Here is a 22,028-nt window from a genome sequence, read left to right as displayed (position 1 = left end):
GGATCGCGGTCTGTTGTCCGCAGCAGAAGCTACGCGCGCTGGCGATCTCCGCCCTTGGACGACGTGCCAGTAAACAGCAGACGACAGACAACCGGAGGGACCATGATATCGCGTTCGATAAAATATTTAGCGGCGTCCCTGCTTGCGACATCAGCATCTGGGTCTTTGCACGGCAAGGTCTTCGGCCCCGCCGGGATCGATAAGCAGAACAGCGAGGATACCCGGCCTGACGACGGCGATATAGTCGTGACGGCGCAGCGTGTGTCGTCGCTGGCCTCCAAAACGCCGATCGCTCTTGGCGCTGTCAGCGGGCAAGAGCTTAGCGAAAGCGGCGTAACTAATCCTCTGCGGCTGGAAGAACAGACGCTTAGCCTGTCCATCGTTCGCAACAATGGCCTTCAGATAACGATCCGCGGCGTATCAAGCAGCGACAACACTGCAAAAGGCGATCCGGCTGCGGCCTTCCTGGTCACCGGCATCTATATTGCGCGTCCGCAGGCCCAGGAAATCAGCTTCTACGATGTGGAGCGCGTCGAAATTCTGCGCGGCCCCCAAGGCACCCTATATGGACGTAACTCGACCGCAGGCGTGATCAACGTGATCACGAAGAAGCCCGGCGACACGTTCGAGATGTCTGCGGACGTTACGATAGGGACTTATGACACGCGGCAAGGCAGGGGTGCGGTCAATTTTCCGGTTAGTGATTTTCTCGCGGTGCGTTTCGCTGGCTCTTACGACTACCGGGACAGCTACTTCATTCAGAACGTAGGGCAGAAACGCGATATCGGTCCGTTCAAGGATAACAGATCGGTGCGCGCGCAGGCGTTGTTTACGCTTAGCCACGATCTGACGGTGCTCCTTCGAACGGATTACAGCGCAATTAAAGGCAACGACTTTGGCTCCCGCCTGCGAGACGACGCCTTTTATGCTCCGCTGCCCGCGGGAGCGCCAAGCTATACCGACCCGCTTTACACCGGGAGCTCTGCCTCCTCGAGCACGTTGCGGCGCGTCAATTTCGCGGTACCCAGCGACTTTCGGACGGACAACCTCGATCGGGCGTCAATGGAGAACTGAACTGGCAAACAGGCCCGATCGCAATGACCTATCTGGGCTCGTATCGCGGGTTCAGAGAAGATGCGCTCACCGCCGCCTTTGCCGGCCGGTCAGCCGAGTCCGTCCGCCGTGGCCATTACCGGCAACTGTCCCAGGAATTATGGCTGGCTTACAACGAAGGGGGTCCATTCCGCTTCCAGACGGGTAGCTATTTCTTCCTGGAAAAGACGAAATTGACGGCCGCTTTCCTCAATTTGCTCCCGGGCGTGCCCTTTGCAGGTTTTGTCGACAATCCCACCAAATCCCTGTCGATCGGCATTTTCGGCGAGGCCACTTACAGCCCGCTGGAAGCGCTCCGCCTGACGATCGGCGCGCGCTATACGGACGACAGAAAATCGCGCGTTGGCACAACTACCCGGCAACAGGCACCGATCTTCAATTCAGCTACCGACATCGCATCGGCGAATGATGCGCGCACCAGCTCGAACAAACTGACCTGGCGCGCCGTGGCCGACTACGACCTCAACAGCCGATCACTACTCTACGCCAGCATATCGACAGGATATAAATCGGGGGGGGGCAACAATGGGTGTGACGCTGGCGCTCCCGGGTGTCTTGCCCCGCTGGCTCCCAGCGCGCTTTATTATGAGCCCGAGACACTGACCTCCTATGAAGTTGGTCTGAAGACCAATTCCTTGATGATCGCATTCGGGTAAATGCGAGCGCCTTCCTGTACGATTACAAGAACCTTCATGTCAGTTCGACAATATTTGTCGGCACGCCGCCCTTGCCGCAGCAGCAGGTCACCAATGCCGCTCAGGCGCGTATTAGGGGCTTCGAACTCAAGACGGTCATCCGTCCTTCGCCGCGCAACCGCATTGATGCATCGATAAGCTATCTCGACGCCACCTACACTTCCTATTTCCCCCTGGGCGTTGGGACGGCACCCGATTTTCGTGGGCGCTCTCGACCGGGCGCCACGCTACGTGGTCTCAGCCAGCTACACCTACACATTACCCTTAGGAAATATCGGCGATCTGGCGTTGACGGCGCGCACCCGAATGAGTTCAGAATATTTCATTCTCGCGCCGGCATTTGGCCGCCAATATCGGACGCCAAGTTATACCACGACAGACCTGTCGGTGAAATATAGCCTTCCCGACGGCAGCTTTTCCATGCAGGGATTCGTGCGGAATATCGAGAACACGATCCGCGTCACAGCGCTAACCACATCGGGTGCGCTCCTGCTCATCGCGCCGAGTGATCCAACGACCTACGGAATTTCGGCCGGCTTTAAGTTCTGATGGCTGACGCGATGCCGGTGGGAAACCCTGTCGGCATCGGCACAGGGACCGTGTCTCATCTATCAAGTCGCGCATTCAGCTTATCGGGACAACAATATGTCCAGCGACGAGCGCTCCGCAGTCCTGGCTTGCTGCATCCACTGTGGTATACCGGTGTATCTACGGCCCTCGCATTATGGAATCTTCTTGGTTGTTATCTTTGTTATTTGCAGATCCGCTTTCGCATAGCAGCTGTGGATGAGGCGAGCGTTGAACAGCAAGCGCTCTTCCAGACGTTGCCGCGCTGGGTCGACCTTTTTTCTGCGATGGCCGTAGGAGGCGGCTTTCTCGGGGCGCTGGCCCTTCTGATGCGCTCGCGGCTATCCCATCCGCTGTTCCTTATCTCCCTGACGGGCTTTGTGGTGCAGTTCGCATATGCCCTATTCTTCGGAGGCTTGCTGGAGCTCAAAGGACCAGCGGCGGCGTTGCCGAAGCCCATTTTCATAACCGGGATTGCCGTCCTTGCTCTTTGGATTTCAGGCTTGGCCCGAAAAAAGGGCATAATTCGCTCTTGAGCGACTGCGTTTGTACAGTGCCGCTCGCCCAATTTGACGCGGGGCTGCCCGAAGAATTGAACGAGGCCGCAGCGGCCGTGAAAGGCCGCAGCAATCGACTGCTGTATCTTGAGAGGAACATGTACTGATGGGCTGGCATCTGCGCATCAGTACATAATAGCAGCTCATAATGCCTGAGCTGCGCATCGGCTTATTGGCGGTCAGGCTGCAGGGCTGCCTCATCCCACAGGCGTTGGATAGCATCGCCGTCAACGACGCGTTCGACACTGCCGTCGGCGGCTAGATCAATGGCGGCGCCCAAAAAAGTCGCAATATAGACTGTCTCGCCAATATGGGTGACGGCGCCTTCCGCAGCGCCCATCGGTTCATAAACCCAGAAGTTGGACGAAGCCTCGACGCCATCCTCAAATTTAATGCAACCCGATAAGATAAAGAAATCGGCTGGGGCCGTATATCGCCGAATAGGTATCACTGCACCGTCCTCGGCCTTCACGATAACCGTGAAGCGGCCATGTTCATAAACCTTCATCACTTTGATGCTCACGCCATCATATGCGGAAGGCGCCCAATCCAAGGCGGCCGTATCTACAATACCGGAATCATAGTCCTCCCGGTACATGGCCTCCGTCAGGTCAGCGCCGGACAGCCGTTTACTGTCACCGGTTATTGCTGCCTTCAGTGATTGTCCGAACATGATTGCGCCGGCGGTGCCATCCGGATTGAGCATGGCGATCGGGCCGTTGACGTGATTCAGCGAAATCGATTCAACGAGCGTGCGCTCTCCGACAAAGGACTTCGACGCACGATGCATGGCCCCTGCGGGCTCGTGCACCCAATAGCCCTTGCCGGCGGCTCCGGCGATGGTTTCGACTTCACCCTCGAGAAAATATATCTCGGCCTCACCGATATGAACATGGCCGCCACCGATGATCCCGCCTTTGGCACGAAACAGGTCGATATAACTATAATTATCGTTGATCCGCAGGACCTTGATGTCGAGCCCATCCATTCCGAACGGCGTCCATTCCATGGCATCTACATCGATCACGACACGAGTTGTTCCAGTCATATGAATTCCTTTGTCTGATGCTGCTCGGCAGCGCGCAGGGCGCGGTTGGTGTCTCGTAACCTCATGGAGGTATCTGCTCCAATTCATTGTCATCGCACTCCATGCGTTCGGGGCATGCGTTTGCCTCTTGGCAGCGGGCAGCGGGCAGCGGGCAGCGGGCAGCGGTCAGCGGCCAGCGGCCAGCGGCCAGCTTCCGCGGCCCATGCTCGCCAGGAATGCTGATCTCCAGGAATGCATTGGACCTTCGTGGCGACCCACGCCCAGTCTGGCGATTCCACTAATCGCGGCTGTCTTCGGGCTTTCGCAATGGGCTTGGTCAGCGTAGCCCGTCACGGAGAATATCATGGATGAGACAATTCTTTTTGCCAAAGAAAATGGCTGGGCGACCATCACGTTGAATCGGCCGGACGAGTTGAACGCAGTGAACGCCGCCCTGATCGTGGAAATGACCGCTGCGCTTGCTCGAGCCGAACACGATCCGGACATCCGGTGCGTAATCATTACGGGAGCGGGGCGGGCCTTTTGCGCCGGGGCCGACCTTAAGTTCGTAAGCGCGCTTCCGGCTGGCGACAAGAGAAACGCAGCGATCGAGGCATTCCTGCACGACATCAACGCCCTCATGCTTCGCATCGAATGCCTGTCGAAGCCGGTCATCGCGGCCGTTAATGGGCTCGCGATCGGTGGGGGGCTGGAACTGCTGCTAAGCTGTGATCTCGTCATCGCCGCCGAGACAGCGAAGATCTCGGACGGACACGCCAATTTCGGTCTGCTGCCTGGTGCGGGTGCGTCTGTACGCCTCCCAAGAAAACTCGGTTTGACGCGCGCAAAATATCTGTTCTTCACCGCCGACCTCATTAGCGCCGGCGATCCCATATTCGCTCAGCTGATCAACGAGGTCGTCCCGGATCAAGAGCTCCTCGTTGCTGTTGAGCAGTTGGCTCGGAAGATCGCCGTCAAAAGCCCGCTTGGCCTTCGGCACATGAAGAATCTTGCAAACAGCGCTTTTGACGTATCGCTTTCTCAGGCGCTCGACCTTGAGCAAGCGATCAACCGGAGCTACGCGAGCAGCCACGATCGCGCAGAAGGAATCGCCGCCTTCAATGAGCGACGGAAGCCCGTGTTCAGCGGGCACTGATCGCCTCGCGTCAAACCGGAAGAGGTGTCGCCCGGCCCGCCATGTCTGTTTCGGTATGCGGGCGGGCGATACACTTCCTATGCCTGCTTGGCCAAACGCACGCCGTCGATCTGCGATAGAGCCTCATATTCCGCTTCAAGGACTGTCCGGCGTTGCAGCATCGCGTCCAGCGCAGCTTCTTTGACCGGACCAAAGCCCCGGACGGATGCGGGCAACTCGGCCAGGGCTTGGGCCGCTTTTAATCGGGTGACGTCCAGTTCGCCGGCTACCCTGTTCATGGAAGCCAGATAATAATCTCGCAGCTCGCGTTCGATACGGCGCTCCGAAGTGTAGCCGAAGGGATCCGCCCAGCCGCCACGCAGGCCTTTCATCCGGCTCAGTAGCCTGAAGAGAGTGAATACCCAAGGCCCAAATTTACGTTTGGCCGGACGGCCTGTCTTCGGATCCATTCGGGACAGCATTGGCGGGGCCAGCCATACGGCAATCTTTCCAGTCCGCTCGAACTGCGCGGACAATGTCGCCATGAAGGCGGGTTCGGAATAGAGCCTGGCGACTTCATATTCGTCCTTGAATGCCATGACGCGGTAGGCCTGCAAAGCGACCGTGCGGACAAGCTTTTCGCCATCGGCGCCGAGATTTGCCGCCGCCGAGGACAGCCGGCCCAAGAGGGTTCGGTAGCGGTCGGCGTAAGCCTCGTTTTGATAGTCGATCAGGTCGGTTGTCCGACGGTCGATCAGCTCGATTGTCGACTCTGCAGGTTTTGTGGTCGGTTCGAGACGCGCGAGACGTTCGACCTCAGCCAGATCGATGGCTGCGAGCCGCCCCCATGCGAACGCGCGCTCATTGAGCTTGACCTGCACACCGGCCCTGATCGCACCGTGAATTGCCTCGAGCGAAAGGGGAATGAGCCCTTTTTGCCAAGCGAATCCGAGCAACAGCACATTGGCCGCAACCGCGTCGCCAAAGAGACCCTCTGCGATACTCGTGGACCTGAGGCTGAATCCGCCGCCGCTCTTCGCCTCGCTTACAAGCTTTTTCAAAATTGTTGCGGTAGGCAGCGTCATATCGCGATCCATCACGCCATCGGAGGTCGGTGCCTCGTCGCCATTTACGATGACCGAAGTGCGCCCCGCCGAAAACTTCAGCTGTCCTTCTGGCATGACCGCGACGAGATTATCCGCTGCGATCATCAGATCTGCCGTGCCGTCGCCGATCCGCGTAGCGTGAATGGGCTCGCCCGCGGGCGCGAGCTTGATCTGGCTGACCACAGCACCGTTCTTCTGCGAGAGCCCGGTAAAGTCGAGGACGGTTGCCTCATTCCCGTCGAGATAGGCAGCGGCCCCGAGCAGGGCGCCGACGGTGAGAACGCCCAGCCCCCCAATGCCGCTGATGTAGATCGTATAGACGCCGTACAGTCCCGCGCGGTCCGGCAGCGGCAAAGCTGAAAATCTCTCTCGCTCGAGTTGCTCGACATAGTTTAGGTCGGGTTTGCGCAGAACGGGCCCTTCGATATCGACAAAGCTCGGACAAAATCCTTTCACGCACGAGAAATCCTTATTGCAGCTCGACTGATTGATGCGGCGCTTACGACCGAAGGGTGTCTCGATAGGCTCCACCGCTATGCAGTTCGATTGAACCGAGCAGTCGCCACAGCCCTCGCAAACCCGTGGATTGATGAATAGGCGGCGATCAGGGTCCGGGAACTGGTTGCGCTTGCGCCGACGTCGTTTTTCTGCCGCGCAGGTCTGTTCATAGATGATCGCCGTGACACCGGGTTTCAGTGCCAGTTCCCGCTGCACGTTGTTGAGGGCATCTCGATGATGCACCTGCGTGCCGGCAGCTAGGCTGGAAAGGCCTTGCCACTTCTCCGGATCGTCGCTGACCAAGTGGACATGTCCAACGCCTTCAGCTGCGAGTTGCCGGCTGATGGCGTCGGGCTTCAAATTCCCCTCCGCCGGTTGGCCGCCCGTCATCGCGACGGCGTCGTTATACAGGATCTTGAACGTGATCGGTGTGTTGGCCGCAACTGCCGCGCGGATCGCGAGGAGCCCGGAATGTTGATAGGTCCCATCTCCGAGATTTTGGAAAATGTGTTGCTGTTTGGAGAAGGGCTGCGCACCGACCCATTGCATGCCCTCGCCGCCCATCTGGCTGAAGATCGGCGTGTTGAGCCAAGGCATCGAGACCGCCATCCCGTGACAGCCGATACCAGCGCCGGCCACGGATCCTTCGGGCGTTTTCGTTGAACTGTTATGCGGGCAACCGGCGCAGAAATACGGCTTGCGTGGAGGAAGGGCCAGGATATTGCTGGTTGTACGGGCGCGTAGGGCCGCCAGCTTCTGACTGAGGTCTCCTGCCGCGTCACCCAACCTATCGACCACAGCGGATGCTACTAGTGCCGCAGAAAACTCTCCGGTCGCCGGGAGAAGCATCCCGCCTTCGGCCTTGGCTTTGCCACTGATCCGAGGTCGACGCTTGTCCGGATGGTGATAGAGTGCTTCCTTAAGCTGGGTTTCGACAATGCCCTGCTTTTCTTCGACAATGACGATTTCTTCGAAATGCTCGGTGAAAGCCATTAGGCTGACCGTATCAAGCGGCCAGCTCATTGCGACCTTGTAGACTGAGATCCCCAGAACGCCCAGATCCGCCGGCCGCAATTCAAGATCGTCAAAGGCTTGCAGCAAGTCGAAATGCGCTTTCCCTACGGTGACGAAGCAAAGCTTGCGCCGTCGATTAGAAATGATGGGCGCATCCAGGCGGTTTGCTCGAGCCCACGCCAAAGCAGCGGGCAAGCGCTCTTCAAGCAGGCGGCGCTCCAGTTCTGCACGCTGAGCAGGCCACTTGAGACCAGGGTCCCAGTTCAGTCCATGGGCGGGAACGCTGTCTGATGGAGTCACGAAGATCGGCGGCGGCGGCAGCGTAAACGTTGATGCGGTTTCGACGACTTCGGTGATGGCCTTATGCGCGACCCACAATCCCGAGAAGCGCGATAGTGCGATACCCGCGAGGCCCAAGCTCAGAATCTCGGAAACGTCAGCCGGCTGCAGGATCGGAATATGTGTTGACGTAAAAATACCGTCAGTTTGATGGGGAAAAGTGGAAGACTGCGCCGCGTGGTCGTCACCGGCTACTACAAGGACACCGCCAAGCGCGGACGTTCCGAATATGTTGGCGTTGCGAAAGACATCTCCGGTGCGATCTACGCCCGGCCCCTTGCCGTACCAGATCCCGAAAATTCCGTCGACCTTGGCAGGGCCGTAAGCGCGGTGCATCTGCGCACCCCACAGGGCGGTCGCGGCCAGATCTTCGTTAAGGCCCGGTTGGAAAACGACGTCGTGGTCTGCAAGAAGCTTTTCGGCCTTCCAGAGCTGTTGATCATATCCTCCAAGCGGAGATCCGCGGTATCCCGACACAAGCCCCGCAGTGTTGAGCCCAGCGTGCCGGTCCAGACGCCTTTGCGCCATCGGCAGACGGACCAATGCTTGGATTCCCGTCATCAGGACAGGCCCTGACTCTTTGTTGTAAATGATTTCAGAGCGGAGTGCGCGTTCGAGGGTCATAGTAAGAAACCAGTCTTGTGTCGGAGAGAGCAAAGAACGGAGCTAAGGAGACTTTAGTTAGGCCCGTGATCCGTTAGAACCTTGATGATCCCGAGATCGAGCATCTCGTTTAGGCTCGTCATGACGGATTCCTTTCCTAGGATTGTCTTGCAGCATCGCCGAGCCGCGCTGTGCTGCGGACGGCAGAACGTGCCGCAGCGTTCTTTTCAGACTACGACTTCTGTATTCGCCCGCGCTGGATCGTCTTTTGACCGGGTTGCATAACGCTGGGCGAGCATGGCGCAGGCCATCAGCTGCACCTGATGGAAAAGCATCAGCGGAAGTATGACCACTCCCACAGCCGCCCCCGGAAACAGAATGCCGGCCATGGGCACGCCGGAAGCGAGGCTTTTCTTCGAGCCGCAGAAGACGATGGCGATTTCGTCAGCCTTAGCGAAACCCAGCCACCTGGCAGCCAAGGTTGTAACCGTGAGCACAGCGGCAAGGAACACGACACACACGAGAAGCAGTCGGCCGAAGTCTGCCACATTGATCGTATGCCAAATGCCGCCGACAACAGCTTCGCTAAAGGCGGAATAGACGACAAGCAGGATGGTCCCACGATCAAACAGGCCCAGCATCTTCTTCTGCCTTGCCGCCCATTCAGCCATCCACAGGCGAGCGATCTGGCCGGCGATGAAAGGCAGCAGCAACTGCATGACGATCCGGCCTGCCGCCTCCAGTGAGACTTCGGCACCGCTTTGACCCATCAGGAAGCTGACGAGCAGGGGGGTGATGAAGATGCCGATAAGGTTTGATGCCGAAGCGCTTACTATGGCTCCGGCGATATTGCCCCGAGCGATCGAGGTAAAAGCGATGGACGATTGGACCGTCGAGGGCAGGCAGGTTAGGAAGAGCATGCCCGAGGAAAATACCGCAGGCAGCACGACCGTCGGCAGGTGCGTTATTCCAAAACCTATGATCGGGAACATCAGGAATGTGAAGGCCAGCACTACCACATGCAGCCGCCAGTTTCGCAAGCCGCCCAGGACCGTCTCGCGAGGCAATCGTGCCCCGTGCAGAAAAAACAGACAGCCGATCGCGATCTTCGTCAGATAGCCCAAGCCTTCCGTCGCAATGCCGCGAGCAGGTAAGAGCGACGCCAGGCCGACCATGCACAATATGGCAAGAATATACGGATCAAGCTTGAGGCGTCGGGCAAGAGACAATGGGTTCACGGGTTGCTCGAAATTGAAGGGGTCAATTCCAGGCGCGTTCCGTCGAGACCGCCTGGCGCGTAGCCATGTGTTGGCTGCAGCGCCGCGAACCGTCTAATTCAATGGGCGGCAGGGCAATGAAGCGAAGGAATGGAGCGGGGGTCGGCGGACGTCGCTGTCCCGTAACAAACTCCACGAGCGACCAATCTTACAGCGACGGCGGCGAATTCACGATGATGACCCGAGCGTTGGCGCTTGAGGTGTTGCGATAGACGTGCGGTGTATCAGATTGGAAAGAGAAGGAGTCACCGGCGGACATGGAATATTCAGCGTCGTTAAGCCGCAATTCTATCGAGCCTTCGATGACATATCCGATTTCTTCGCCCTCGTGTTGCATGGTCTCGCTAGACCAGCCTGGTTCGATGACATGGAGGAATGCCTCAAGGCTGAGGCGGGGCGGCCCGAGATATTGCATGAAGATCGCGGGGCCGTGGTCTTCGGCAAAGCGCTTCTCCACGCGGTCTGCCGCCCGGTTGACCACTTCATCACCATGCTGCGCCCAGGTGAATAGGTCCCCGACGGTGATATTGAGCGCGCTGCAGACGCGGGTAAGCAACCTAACCGAGGCGGATGCCTTGTTGTTCTCCAACTTGGAAATCAGGCTTTCCGAGCATCCCGCCTGATCGGCCAGGTCTCGAAGACGCATGTTTCGCGCCTGCCTAGCGCGTTTGATGTAGGCGCCAAGATTAAACTCATTATCCAGTGCAGTGGCAGGCAGGGGATCAGCAGGCAAAAGACCATATCCAGTAGGCGCCGTGCGGGCATCCGCACGCCGGCTGTTGAAGTCCGCCTTGTTCACCTTTTCCGTTATCATATCCAGTCCGTCGCCAATCAAATCTCGTCCTGATGCTCCTGCTATACAATTTACCATGACAAAGGCATCCGTAGTGTCAAAGCGCGGCGACAGCTCCGTCGCTTCGCGGGTCGGTCGCACCTTCGAGGCGGCCATCAGGATGTCGTACAACGGCGCCCGCATGTCCCATCATCTCGTTGAGTGCGGGTACAAGCACCGGATCATGTCCAGCCGTCACCAGCGCGGCAATCACCTCTTCCCCAATATCGCTCTCGACTTTCAGGGTGGTGCTTGGATCACCCCATGTTCGGCCGAGGAGGAAGCGCGGCGCAGTGACAGCTCGCTGCAGTTCCTGGCCGTAGGATGCATATCGGGTGAATACAGTAGCCTGGGTTTGAGGCTGCCCTTCTCCGCCCATGGTGCCATAGCACATCTGTCGTCCGTCGCTGAAGCGAGCGAGAGCTGGATTGAGCGTGTGAAATGGCCGTGCTCCGGGACGAAGTCGATTGATACCTTCTTCTACCAACCGGAAGCTTGAGCCCCTGTTTTGCCAGATGATGCCGCTGTCCTTGAGCACAATTCCTGAACCAAATTCGAAGAAAGTACTCTGGATCATGCTGACGGCCTGCCCGTCGTCATCGATCGCTCCCATCCAGACAGTATCTCCACCAGATGGCGCTAGCGGCCAAGGCTCGGCGCGGTTGGGATCGATCCCATTTGCGATGCCGTCAAGCGCCGCGTCGTCGTCGAGCAGTGCCTGCAGGTTAATCGTCAGATCTTCAGGATCTCCGACATGAGTGTCACGAACGCGAAAGGCCCTTTTTGTCGCCTCGATGAGACCATGAAGGTGGGCGAAGCTATCACCCTGCGGGGCTACGCTGCGACCGTAGATCGCCAGTATCAATAGCGAAGCTATCCCCTGAGTTGGGGGGGAGGTTAAAAACCTCGGCGCCCTGATATCGCGCTCGCAAGGGTTGTACAATATTTGCGTTGAAGCTCTGGAGGTCGTACAACGACAGTGGTGTCCCGATGGCCTCCATTTCATCAGCGATGATCTTGGCCAAGGGGCCACGGTAGAAGCTGTCCAGACCGTCATCCGCGAGCCGTGTGAGGCTCGCAGCGAGGGCAGGCTGTTTTATGACAGCTCCAGGTGCCGGGGCCCGATTTCCTCGGAGGAATGTTTCCGCGAAACCGTGCTGATCCCTCAATTCATCCAGCTTATCTGCAATGGTCTGAGCAGTAGATGTGGCGATCGAGACACCCTGTGCAGCATAATCAATCGCGTCGCGCAGCAATCTCCTCACCGGCAGGGCGTTGCTCCCGCGGTTGTCGACCTCCAACGCGCGAGCCCATCCAGCGACGGTTCCCGCAACCGTGTTGGCTGCGAGGGGCCCGCGCCGTGGAATCTCGGACATGCCCTGACGCGCGTATAAATCCAGAGATACGGCACGGCCGGCACGTCCAGCCGATTCGATTCCGACCGGCGCTCCCCCACCGGGAGGCGAGATGAGCCAAAATCCATCGCCGCCGATGCTATTCATCTGCGGGTAAACCACGGCCAATGCAGCGGCGGTCGCTACCACGGCTTCGACGGCGGAGCCGCCGTCGCGGAGGATATCGAGGCCAGCTTGACTAGCTGCATGATGGGGCGATGTGACGATGCCGCGCAGGCCTCGCGTGGTTGCTAGCATTGGATAATCCTGTCGCGACTGCGCTTATGCATCGTGTCGGCTGGCATCGAAGGAGAAGCCGACCTTCTTGAAATAGTCGAGGGCATCGGGGAACTGCCCGCCGAGCTTTTCGCCGACGGTGCGGGAGAATGCGATATCATTCATGTCGTGCACGCCACCGGTGATGATCGCCTGCAGCATGCCTTCGCTGTCGCTGATATTCTTGAAGGCACGGCAGACGCCCGGGGGGATCGAGATGGTATCGAACTGCTCGAGAATGAGGCTTTCGCTGCCGTCATCGTTCCAGCGAATCTCAAAACGGCCCTTGAGAACGGTAAAGGTCTCATAGGTGTTGAGATGCGCGTGGAGGTCCGGGCCATTGCCGGGAGGGCACACGCCGATACCCATCGCCATACCGCCCGCGCCCTGGATCAGCGCTCCCTGGCTGACCGGCGTCTCATCATTCTCCAGGCCGATCACCGACAGGATCTTGCGCGCGAAGATCGTGTCCATCGCCTCGCTCGGCACCGCTTCATTCTGCTGGTTCGGCAACGGCTTAAGATCCTGGAACCGCGCGACACGCCGCTCCATCTCCGCCCGCGTAAATTCAATCGTCTTCACATTCGCCTCCGAAGATCAGCTGCCCCACTGCATGTCCGCCGTGAGAATTCTCGATGATCGGGCTTAGGCCGCGGCTATCTGAACGGTCCAATTCAAAGGCCGGGCAAGGCATTCCTCGTGGTGATTGCGGCGGATGTGCAATGGTAAGCTCGAGACCGGCAGAGGCTGCCAGTCGTCGCGGTGATGGACCGTCACGACTAGGAATTGGACCAAATTCTATGGTGGCCCCTAGTGCCGCACTGGAGAAGGCGGCTCCCACCGCGCCGGGCCATGGTTTTTTATCGGATTGTGAGATGACGTCGCCGGTGAGGCGGCTTGAATCGGCTCCAGCTTGGACTTCGCCACACGCAGGTTTCCGGGCGCCGGCAGGACGCTGGGACAAGGGAGATAATGACGTGAGTACCCAGGACGATATCTTTGTAGTAGGCGTTGGCATGACGCCGTTTGGTCGACGGCCGGAAGCAGACATTGGTCACTTGAGCGGGCTGGCGGTCAGAGCAGCACTGGCCGACGCCGATATCAGCCAGTCCGAAATCGGCGCAGCTTTCTTCGCCAACGCGACGCAAGGACATATGGAAGGCCAGCATATGATCCGGGGGCAGGTTGCCCTCCGCCACATGGGCATACAGGGTATCCCGGTCGTCAACGTTGAGAATGCTTGCGCAAGCGGCAGCAGCGCTTTTGCCCTGGCCGTTACGCAATTGCGCGCAGGCGAGACCGATGTTGCCTTGGCGCTCGGTACGGAAAAGCTCTTCTCGCCGGATCGCGATCGGATGATGTCGGCATTCGATAGCGCCTGCGATGTGACCGACCATGTTGCTATTCGTGATCGCTTGATGGGGTTGGGAGAAGGCATTGAGGCCCCAGAGGGTTCTACGTCGCCGCGGCCCTACAGTATGTTCATGGACGTCTATGCGGCCTTCGCGCGGCAACATATGCTGCAATACGGAACGACGCAGCGCCAGCTTGCCGTGGTGGCATCCAAGAACCATGGCCACTCGGTGCACAACGAACTCGCTCAATTTCGCGACACGTATAGCGTCGATGACATCCTCGCCGCGCCACCCATAACCTATCCGTTCACCCTTCCGATGTGCTCGCCGATCTCCGACGGCGCTGCCGCCGCGATTGTCGTTACACGCGCGGGTCTCAAGCGGATGGGTATAAGCACCAAACGCGCTGTACTGGTGCGCGCCACGGTCATCCAGACCGGTTCGGACCGCGATCCGCAAGCGGCAAGCGACCATATAACCACGCTGGCCGCTCAACGTGCTTACGCACGCGCCGGCGTCGGCCCCGAAGATATTTCAGTGGTCGAGGTCCATGATGCGACGGCTATCGGCGAGATCATCCAGACGGAAAATCTGGGCCTTTGCGCGTTCGGCGACGGCGGTGTCTTTGCCGAAAGTGGTGCTACCCGGATCGGTGGACGCGTCCCGGTTAATCCGTCGGGCGGCCTTGAGTCCAAGGGGCACCCAATTTCAGCTACCGGTCTCGCGCAAATCTTCGAACTGGTTACGCAACTGCGCGGTGAAGCCGGGGCAAGGCAAGTCGAGGGAGCCAGGATCGCCCTTGCGGAAAATGGCGGAGGACTGGTCGGAGTCGAGGAAGCCGTCGCCTGCATCACGATATTGGAAGGCGGCGCCGCCGCCTGAACAAGGATAGGGACGTTCATGAAACTCGAAGGTAAAGTGGCTGTTGTCACGGGCGCGGCGTCGGGTCTGGGACTTGAAGCATGTCGAGCACTGGCCTCTGGTGGCGCGCGTATTATCGCGTTCGACCTGGACCTGATTCGGCTGGAAGATCTCCAGAAAGAGCTTTGGGACAGCTGTCTCACGGCTCGTGTAGACGTGGCCGACGAGCATAGCGTCATCCAGGGCCTGCAAGCGGGAATGGATGCCTTTGGAGAAATTCATGCTGCGGTGAATTGTGCCGGCGTCGCCGATGCCGCCAAGACGCTCTCCAAGGGAAAGCCCTTTCCGCTCGATACGTGGAACAAGGTAGTTGCCGTCAATCTGACGGGAACCTTCAATATAATCCGGCACTCGGCGGTCCACATGGAGAAAAATGCCCCCGATCCGCAAACCGGTGAGCGCGGCGTGATCATCAATACGGCGTCCGGTGCAGCAACTCAGGGCCAGATGGGGCAGGCAGCCTATAGCGCGAGCAAAGCCGGAATAATCGGAATGACGCTGCCGATTGCGCGGGATCTTGCCGCTTTTGGAATTCGCGTGGTGAGCATCTCGCCTGGCTTGTTCGCGACTCCGCTCGTGGCAGGCCTGCCCGAACATGTCGTCGAGTCATTGATCATGAAAACGGTCCTCTTTCCGCATCGTATGGGAAATCCTTCGGAGTTCGGCGGCCTTGTTCGGCACGTTGTGGAGAACACCTATCTGAATGCCACGACGATCGACCTCGATGGCGGAGCTCGCTTGACCGCTAAATAGGCGCTCACGGTTTTCGGTGTCTTGGACGTGACCTCATTCCGGGGGGGGCATGCCGTCGCACAAGTTTTGATTGGTAAGGAGTTTGAGTTCGCATCAAGCCTGACTGATCAAGTTCGGAGGAAATTTAATGCGCGTCGTTCGTCATTTTGGCAGACAAAGTCTGATTCAACCCATCGACAATCCCAGCGACGATCGCGCCGGACTTTACCACCGCTCTTTATTGCACTGTGCGAAGACACTGACTAGGACGTCTGTCATCGCCCTTACCGCAACTGCGCCCGCTTGGGCGCAGTCCGGGTCAGTAGGCGCCAAGGGGGATCAGGCTCTGGGCTCCGGGGCGGTTCCAGGTCCCAATGATATCGTCGTGACCGCGCGCAAGCGATCAGAGACATTGCGAGACGTTTCGGCCTCTGTGACGGCGATAACCGGCACGAAGCTGCGCGATAAGAACATCATCACACTGGTTGATCTCGCCACCATCACGTCAAATGTCCAGATCAGCTATGGCGCGGTACAACCTTATACCTTCATACGCGGCTTCGGATCAGAGGCCAACGCATCGTTCGAGCAATCGGTTGGCAAGTTCGTCAACAATGTATCTTTTGGCCGCGACCAGGACGGCCGAATCCCGATTTTCGATGTCGAGCGTGTGGAAATATTGCGGGGGCCCCAGGTTCTGACCTTCGGCAATAGTGCGACTGTCGGCGCGATCAACACCACGACCGTCAAGCCTGGCACAAGATTCGCAGCCGACGGTGTCGCCGCCTACGAAGCCTATAATCACGAGATTCAAAGTCAGGGCGGGCTGACGACACCACTTGCATCCTGGGCGTCATTACGCGTCGCCGGACTATATCAGGATCTTGCCAAAGGGCGGCTCGACAATCCCATCAAGGGAACGCATGAACCCTCCACGCACAATTGGGCGGTACGTCCCTCGCTACGCCTCGCCCCGGCAGATGATCTCGAAATCCTGCTCTACGCCGAAATCGACCGTGTCCATGACAAGGGAAGCGCTTTCGTGCCCGTCGCGCAGCCCCTGGGTGCCGGAACTCTGCCCTACCCCGTCGCAGGCGACCGAAACACACGCTATGCGACTTATAATGTCGCCCCCTATTTCTCCAATGAATTCACCCGGCTCGACGCGGAAGTCTATCAGTCAGACATCACCTATCGGATGCTCGGCGGCACATTGAGTTCGACGACTGCCTGGCGGCACAGCGATTCCGATGTCCAGTTCGGGACCGACGGCGTCGATCATGCGCAAACCTATTTCAACGCGCTGTGGCAGCATTATCGACAGTTCAGCCAGGAGCTACGCTTCTCTGGCCGATATGGTGCTCTGGACTTAACGGCCGGCGGCTATTATCAGCGCTATACTCTTGCGATCGATCTGATCCAAGAATTCACGTTGGGCGGCTTCCGAAGAACGGGGGTGGCGGCAACCCCCGTCGGCCGCGTCTCCAATTACGATCAGGGCACGCGCACATTGTCCTGCTTCGTCGATGCGACCTATCATATCGTCGATCGCCTCAGCATCAGCGGCGGAGTTCGTTATTCCGATACGCAGAAGAGGGCTGGTCAGTCGGCACGACCGCGCCGAATTGCAATCCTACAGAACTACGGCGCTTGCCACCGCGTTCGGCGCGATCTTTCGGTCAACGGTGCATGATTTCCCCTACGGCTCACTTTCGATCAGCGAGGGCCATTGGCAGCCGTAGGCGATAGTCCAATATGAGCTGGCACCCCGTACGAAAGCCTATCTCAAATATGCACGCGGTGCCAAGGTCGCCGGATTCGACTTTCTTTACACGGGCAACATCCCCGCGCAGGCAGCCTTTAAACGGAATTCGCCTCTACATTTGAAGGGGGTTTGAAAGGCGGCCTGCTCAATAACAGAGTTCAATATTCGTTGGCCGCATTCCGCACAACCTTCACCTCCTTGCAGCAATCGGTGCTGCAGAACCTGGCTTTCATCGTCTCGAATATCGGCAAGCCGCGGCCTCAGGGTATCGAGGTCGAAGTGCAGGCAGAACCGAGCGAAGGGCTGTATCTCGATCTGACAGGCAGCTGGACACCCGCAAGAACCCTGGCGGATTTGAGTCATTCGTGATTCATTGATTGGGTAGCCATTGTAGGTGATGAGCCATGGACCCCAAGTCGCTTTTCAGCCTGAACGATCATCTTGAGATGCTGAGTCGCCATGGCGATCCGCTTGAGGTTCTGGAACGGACCGTGGACTTTGAATATTTCCGGGCCTGGCTGGTCGAGGGGCTGGGCTATGGCGATGGCAGCAAGGGCGGCCGTCCGCCGTTTGACCCTGTTGCGATGTTCAAGATTCTGATTTTGCAGGCCCAGCATAATCTGTCCGATGCCCGAATGGAGTATATGATCCGGGACCGGCTGAGCTGGATGCGGTTTCTGGGTTTTGCGTTGGGTGACCGCACCCCCGACGAGAACACCATCCGGCACTTCCGCAACCGGATGACGGAGACCGGGACGCTCAAGCGGGTGATGAAGGCCTTCGACTGGCAACTACACAAGAAGGGCTACATCCCCTTGTCGGATCAGATCATCGATGCCAGCCTGGTGCCAGCGCCCAAGCAGCGCAACACCGATGACGAGCGGCAAGCCATCAAAGATGGAAAGTCGGCGCAGGATATCTGGCCCGATGCCCCGGCCAAAGCGGCACAGAAGGACACAGATGCGCGCTGGACGCTCAAGATCGGCGGGAAGGTGCGCTACAAGGATGGCAAGCCGCTGCCGATGATCGCCTTGCCTGTATTCGGGTATAAAAGCCATATCAGCATCGACCGCCGGTACGGGTTCATTCGCGCCGGAGAGGTCACATCGGCGGCCCACGCCGATGGGCGCATGTTACGCCATGTGATCGCAGAGAATAGCAGCAGCGAGGTCTGGGCCGACACAGCATACCGCTCCAGGACGAACGAAACAGGGTTGGCCGATCGCATGCTGACCAGTCGTATCCACCGTCGCAAGCCCAAGGGGAAGCCGATGACCAGGGCCACCGCTCGCGCCAATGCCGCAAAGTCCGCGATCCGGGCCAGGATCGATCCTTCGACAGGCTTGTCTGTCGAAAATGGTGTATTCAGGAGGTGCCTGAGCGGGGTGGCCACTCCGCTCAGGCGACGGATGTAAGGCCGTTCAACAGGCTGGTCATCAAAGACCGTTCCTGAGCAGGGCCGCATCCGTATTCCCAAACCCCGGACAGTTGCCAGGGGCCGTGTCCACGGACCCCGCATGACAAGCTTGGGAGACCGGATTATGTCACAACTAGACCTCTTTGTCGGCATCGATGTTGCCAAGGACGAACTCGTTATTCACCTTCATCCGACCGGAACGCTTTGGCGCGTCGCCAACAACAAGACCGGTCTTGCCATGCTCGGCCGTAAGCTCACCCGACTTGCTGGTACCACCTGCCTGCGGATCGGCTTTGAGGCGTCGGGCGGTTACGAGCGCAAACTTGCTATCCTGCTTCATAGACTGGCGCTTGTCGCCTATCTCCTGGACCCGGCACGGGTGCGTAGCTTTGCCCGCGCCGAGCGACAACTGGCCAAGACCGATCCTCTAGATGCCGCACTAATCGCACGGTGCCTTGCTGCGCTACATGCCGAACTGACGCCCCATGTTCACGACCCCCAAGCCATCCGGCTTGCCGAGCATGTTCGCCTGCGCGACCTCGCCGTTGCCCAAGCGGTCCAACTAGGCAACCAGCTCGAAAGCATTGCTGATACCGCTATGCGTCGCCTCATCGTCACCCAGGTCGCCCGGCTCAAGGCTTTGGCACTGCGGATCGAAAAAGCCATCGCCACCGTCATCGCTGCCTCACCCGATCTGGCAGCACGAGAGGTATTGCTACGCACCGCACCTGGTGTAGGGCCGATCGTAGCTGCATGCCTTCTGGCGCGCATGCCCGAACTCGGACGCCTTTCCAGCCGACAGGTTGCAGCCCTTGCCGGCCTGGACGCTGCTCGGGCGGCAGGCCAAGCGTCAGACGCTCCCTCTACCTAGCAGCGCTCACCATCGCGCGCTCAGGCAAAGGGGACCTCGCCGCAACAACCAGCCGGCTGCGCGCCGCCGGCAAACCTTTCAAGCTTGCGATCGTCGCCACCATGCGAAAGCTCCTCATCACGCTCAACGCTATGGTCAAAAACAACACCAAATATCGCAATGCATGAACACAGTTGCTCAGGAGTGTTCGCGCATCAGAAAAACCGGTTCGGGCTGTTCATCCGTACCATCGGCATCAAGCGGGCCGAGGCGAAACTCACCCTGGCCAATCTGGCCCATAACTTCGATCGCCTGATCTTCCACGAACGACGCGTCGCCACAGTATGAGTTTGCCCCGAAACCCGGAAACGACCTTGAAATGCCCATTCGATCATCGAAAACCGTCAGCCAGAGCGCCCAGTGCCGCGTTCATCCCGCCATTACCGCAACGGCAGCATCAAAACGCCGGTTCTTGCGGGCATCCAGCTATCTCGACGCGAAATATATCGACTTCAACGGCGCCGCCTGCTCGAGTGGGCAGAATGCCGGCGTCACCATGGGGTGCGCCAATTCGGCGCAGGACCTCTCGGTCAACCGACCCAATATGCCTCAAAATGGACCGGTTCAGCGAGCCTCGACTACGCTCGACCGGTAGGTTCGGGCAAATATCAGCTCGGCGGCGGCGTTTCGATCTTCGCCCGCTCGAAGTTCAATGCGGGCGCCTACAGCGATCTGCGCATGGAGCAAAAGGGCCTCGGGCTGATCGATGCACATGCCGATCTAAGCCCGGTAGCAGGTCCGTGGCGCTTGACGGTGTTCAGCCGCAACCTCACCGACAAGCGTTATCTGGATTTCGCCTTGACACCGCCGGCACAGGCCACGGCGGTCCTCGGCACTTACTCGCGCGGGCGTCAGATCGGGATGAGGCTAAGCGTAGCTGTTCGATAGGCCAGTGTGTCGGACACCCCTCTGTGGCGGTCCGCAACTTCAACGCCAAAGAAAGCAGATCGGCGGGAACGGGCGAGCGCTGCGGACGACTGTGTGTTTGGAAGCTCAATGGTTCTTGGTCGCTGGATCAACGGCCGCTGCGCGGTGAAGCGCGCAGGAGCAGTAGCATCGGGGCGGCGGCCAGTGCGATCACGAACAACATGTAGAAAGCATCCACATAACCGACCATCGCAGCCTGTCGGGCAACCATCGCATTCATCCTGGCAACGTCGAGCGCCGCACTGAGATCGATATCGGGCAGGGCATAGAGCAGTGTCGGATTATCGGGCCTGATGCCCTCTGCGAGGCGCGCTGACACGGTTTCGGTATTGCGAATGCTGATGCTCTGGAGGAGGGCAACGCCTGCTGCAGAGCCCATGTTGCGGACAAGCGTGTACATCGCCGCGCCCTCGTTGCGAAAGGCAGGGTTGAGCGTTGCGAATGACATGGTCGTCAACGGTACAAAGATGAGCCCAGTGCTTATACCTTGAAGGAAGCCGGAGCTGATAACCAGTGATTGATGCATGTTGAGCGCGAAACCGCTCATTCGGTACTGGGCCACCGCCATCAACAAAAAGCCGGCGAGAATGAGCAGGCGAGCATCAATTCTTTTCATCAGTTGCCCGACAAACATCATCGAGATCAACATGCCGATACCGCGAGGGGCGGTAACGAGACCGACCAGTACTACGGGATATCCCATCAGTTGGGCTAGTAACGGCGGGAGGAGCGCAAGGACCGAATACAGGATCATGTTCACAAAGAAGCCGAATACCGTTGCGACCAGAAAATTGCGATCGGCGAATAGCGACATGTTGATGAAGGGCCGTTCTGCCGTAACCATTTGAACGACAAACAAATAGCTGAACAATATGGCTGCCGCAGCTTCCAGCTGAATTTCCCTGGAATCGAACCAGTCCTGCGACTGTCCACGATCAAGCACAAGTTGCATGCTGGCCAACGCCAAGGCGAGCATCGAAAACCCGAAAACATCCAGCCGGATTGGCGTTGAGCGCGCCTTGTCCTTCAGACAGGCCGTGACGCCGATCAATGCCGCCAGTCCAATCGGCAGATTGATGAAAAATACCCAGTGCCAGGAAAGAGTCTCTGTTAGCACCCCCCCAGTGCAGGCCCGAGGATAGGCGCGAGCATTCCCCCTATCCCCCATTGCGCCATCGCCTGGCCGTGCCGGTGAAGCGGATTGATATCCAGCAGCACGGCTTGGCTCAAAGGTTGGAGAGCAGCTCCACTGACTCCTTGCAGCAGTCGAAAGATCACCAGTTCTTCTATGTTAGTCGCGAGCCCGCACAATATCGACGCGATGGTAAAGCCGGTGATCGATAGCTGGATGACGATCTTTCGGCCGAAGCGACTGGCGAGCCAACCTGACAGAGGCGTGAAAATCGCCGCAGCCACGATGTAGGACGTCAGCACCCAGATAATTTCTTCCGACGAGGCCGACAGACCGCCTTGGATATGGGGCAGGGCGACGTTGGCGATTGTCGTGTCAAGCGACTGCATGAAGGTCGCTCCCATCACCGAAAGCGTGATGAGCCTGCGCTTATCGT

The 22,028-nt window shown here is 58.7% G+C and carries 17 protein-coding genes and 4 pseudogenes; 14 read left to right on the top strand and 7 right to left on the bottom strand.

Going from position 1 to position 22,028, the window contains the following annotated elements; genetic code table 11:
- Nucleotides 1–165 precede the first annotated feature (165 nt).
- From U5A89_RS02330 to U5A89_RS02315, 5 genes and pseudogenes are all read left to right on the top strand, one after another.
- Nucleotides 166–1,074: a TonB-dependent receptor plug domain-containing protein gene (locus U5A89_RS02330; RefSeq protein WP_338159589.1), complete on the top strand. Its 909-nt coding sequence runs from the start codon at nucleotides 166–168 to the stop codon at nucleotides 1,072–1,074.
- Nucleotides 1,075–1,097: 23 nt separating this feature from the next.
- Nucleotides 1,098–1,769, top strand: a complete 672-nt coding sequence (locus tag U5A89_RS02325; protein ID WP_338159588.1) for a TonB-dependent receptor — start codon at nucleotides 1,098–1,100, stop codon at nucleotides 1,767–1,769.
- Nucleotides 1,760–1,948 (top strand): annotated as a pseudogene (locus U5A89_RS21280) (hypothetical protein); the annotation flags it as partial. The gene U5A89_RS02325 and the pseudogene U5A89_RS21280, both read left to right, overlap by 10 nt.
- A 61-nt stretch (nucleotides 1,949–2,009) precedes the next feature.
- A complete protein-coding gene (locus U5A89_RS02320; RefSeq protein ID WP_338159587.1) occupies nucleotides 2,010–2,357 on the top strand; it encodes a TonB-dependent receptor in 348 nt (115 codons plus the stop codon).
- Nucleotides 2,357–2,911 carry a hypothetical protein gene (locus tag U5A89_RS02315; RefSeq protein WP_338159586.1) on the top strand — a complete coding sequence of 185 codons (555 nt, stop codon included), beginning with the start codon at nucleotides 2,357–2,359 and terminating at the stop codon, nucleotides 2,909–2,911. The genes U5A89_RS02320 and U5A89_RS02315 overlap by 1 nt, the downstream gene beginning before the upstream one ends.
- Nucleotides 2,912–3,101: 190 nt before the next feature.
- On the opposite strand, the gene U5A89_RS02310 is transcribed toward U5A89_RS02315, so the two are convergent.
- On the bottom strand, nucleotides 3,102–3,980 hold the full coding sequence (locus tag U5A89_RS02310) for a cupin domain-containing protein (protein WP_338159585.1): 879 nt from the start codon (nucleotides 3,978–3,980) through the stop codon (nucleotides 3,102–3,104).
- Between the two features lie 343 nt (nucleotides 3,981–4,323).
- On the opposite strand from U5A89_RS02310, the gene U5A89_RS02305 reads away from it, so the two are divergent.
- Nucleotides 4,324–5,115 carry an enoyl-CoA hydratase/isomerase family protein gene (locus U5A89_RS02305; protein WP_338159584.1) on the top strand — a complete coding sequence of 264 codons (792 nt, stop codon included), beginning with the start codon at nucleotides 4,324–4,326 and terminating at the stop codon, nucleotides 5,113–5,115.
- A 77-nt stretch (nucleotides 5,116–5,192) separates the two neighbouring features.
- Here the strand turns inward: U5A89_RS02305 and U5A89_RS02300 are convergent, their stop codons facing one another.
- The 5 genes and pseudogenes from U5A89_RS02300 to U5A89_RS02280 form a co-directional block, all read right to left on the bottom strand.
- A complete protein-coding gene (locus tag U5A89_RS02300) occupies nucleotides 5,193–8,675 on the bottom strand; it encodes an indolepyruvate ferredoxin oxidoreductase family protein (protein WP_338159583.1) in 3,483 nt (1,160 codons plus the stop codon).
- 206 nt (nucleotides 8,676–8,881) lie between these two features.
- Entirely contained in the window at nucleotides 8,882–9,892 is a 1,011-nt protein-coding gene (locus U5A89_RS02295) for a bile acid:sodium symporter family protein (protein WP_338159582.1), read from the bottom strand.
- Between the two features lie 187 nt (nucleotides 9,893–10,079).
- The gene (locus tag U5A89_RS02290) at nucleotides 10,080–10,895 is read right to left on the bottom strand and encodes a cupin domain-containing protein (RefSeq protein WP_338159581.1); all 816 of its coding nucleotides are present in this window, start codon (nucleotides 10,893–10,895) and stop codon (nucleotides 10,080–10,082) included.
- A pseudogene (locus U5A89_RS02285) lies at nucleotides 10,822–12,415 on the bottom strand (gamma-glutamyltransferase family protein). The gene U5A89_RS02290 and the pseudogene U5A89_RS02285 overlap by 74 nt, the downstream one beginning before the upstream one ends.
- Nucleotides 12,416–12,439: 24 nt before the next feature.
- Nucleotides 12,440–12,946 carry a cupin domain-containing protein gene (locus tag U5A89_RS02280; protein WP_338159570.1) on the bottom strand — a complete coding sequence of 169 codons (507 nt, stop codon included), beginning with the start codon at nucleotides 12,944–12,946 and terminating at the stop codon, nucleotides 12,440–12,442.
- A 464-nt stretch (nucleotides 12,947–13,410) separates the two neighbouring features.
- Between U5A89_RS02280 and U5A89_RS02275 the strand changes: the two genes are divergently transcribed.
- The 8 genes and pseudogenes from U5A89_RS02275 to U5A89_RS02240 all read left to right on the top strand — a co-directional run bounded on the left by U5A89_RS02275 (nucleotide 13,411) and on the right by U5A89_RS02240 (nucleotide 20,421).
- Entirely contained in the window at nucleotides 13,411–14,670 is a 1,260-nt protein-coding gene (locus U5A89_RS02275) for a thiolase family protein (RefSeq protein ID WP_338159580.1), read from the top strand.
- Nucleotides 14,671–14,688: 18 nt separating this feature from the next.
- Entirely contained in the window at nucleotides 14,689–15,462 is a 774-nt protein-coding gene (locus tag U5A89_RS02270; RefSeq protein WP_338159579.1) for an SDR family NAD(P)-dependent oxidoreductase, read from the top strand.
- 364 nt (nucleotides 15,463–15,826) lie between these two features.
- Nucleotides 15,827–17,134 (top strand): TonB-dependent receptor, encoded by a 1,308-nt coding sequence (locus U5A89_RS02265; RefSeq protein WP_338159578.1) that lies wholly within the window; start codon nucleotides 15,827–15,829, stop codon nucleotides 17,132–17,134.
- 186 nt (nucleotides 17,135–17,320) lie between these two features.
- Nucleotides 17,321–17,575: pseudogene (locus U5A89_RS02260) on the top strand (TonB-dependent receptor domain-containing protein); the annotation flags it as partial.
- A gap of 35 nt (nucleotides 17,576–17,610) precedes the next feature.
- Entirely contained in the window at nucleotides 17,611–18,621 is a 1,011-nt protein-coding gene (locus U5A89_RS02255) for an IS5 family transposase (RefSeq protein WP_338159577.1), read from the top strand.
- A 126-nt stretch (nucleotides 18,622–18,747) separates the two neighbouring features.
- On the top strand, nucleotides 18,748–19,494 hold the full coding sequence (locus tag U5A89_RS02250) for an IS110 family transposase (protein ID WP_338159576.1): 747 nt from the start codon (nucleotides 18,748–18,750) through the stop codon (nucleotides 19,492–19,494).
- Between the two features lie 183 nt (nucleotides 19,495–19,677).
- Nucleotides 19,678–19,821 (top strand): hypothetical protein, encoded by a 144-nt coding sequence (locus U5A89_RS02245; protein WP_338159575.1) that lies wholly within the window; start codon nucleotides 19,678–19,680, stop codon nucleotides 19,819–19,821.
- 72 nt (nucleotides 19,822–19,893) lie between these two features.
- Nucleotides 19,894–20,421, top strand: a complete 528-nt coding sequence (locus tag U5A89_RS02240; protein WP_338159574.1) for a hypothetical protein — start codon at nucleotides 19,894–19,896, stop codon at nucleotides 20,419–20,421.
- Nucleotides 20,422–20,548: 127 nt separating this feature from the next.
- Here the strand turns inward: U5A89_RS02240 and U5A89_RS02235 are convergent.
- A pseudogene (locus U5A89_RS02235) lies at nucleotides 20,549–21,981 on the bottom strand (DHA2 family efflux MFS transporter permease subunit).
- Nucleotides 21,982–22,028: the final 47 nt, after the last annotated feature.

The sequence above is a fragment of the Sphingobium sp. HWE2-09 genome (genome assembly GCF_035989265.1).
Classification (GTDB): Bacteria; Pseudomonadota; Alphaproteobacteria; order Sphingomonadales; family Sphingomonadaceae; genus Sphingobium.
Note: the sequence above shows the minus strand (reverse complement) of the source record. Positions and strands in the feature narration are given on the sequence as shown.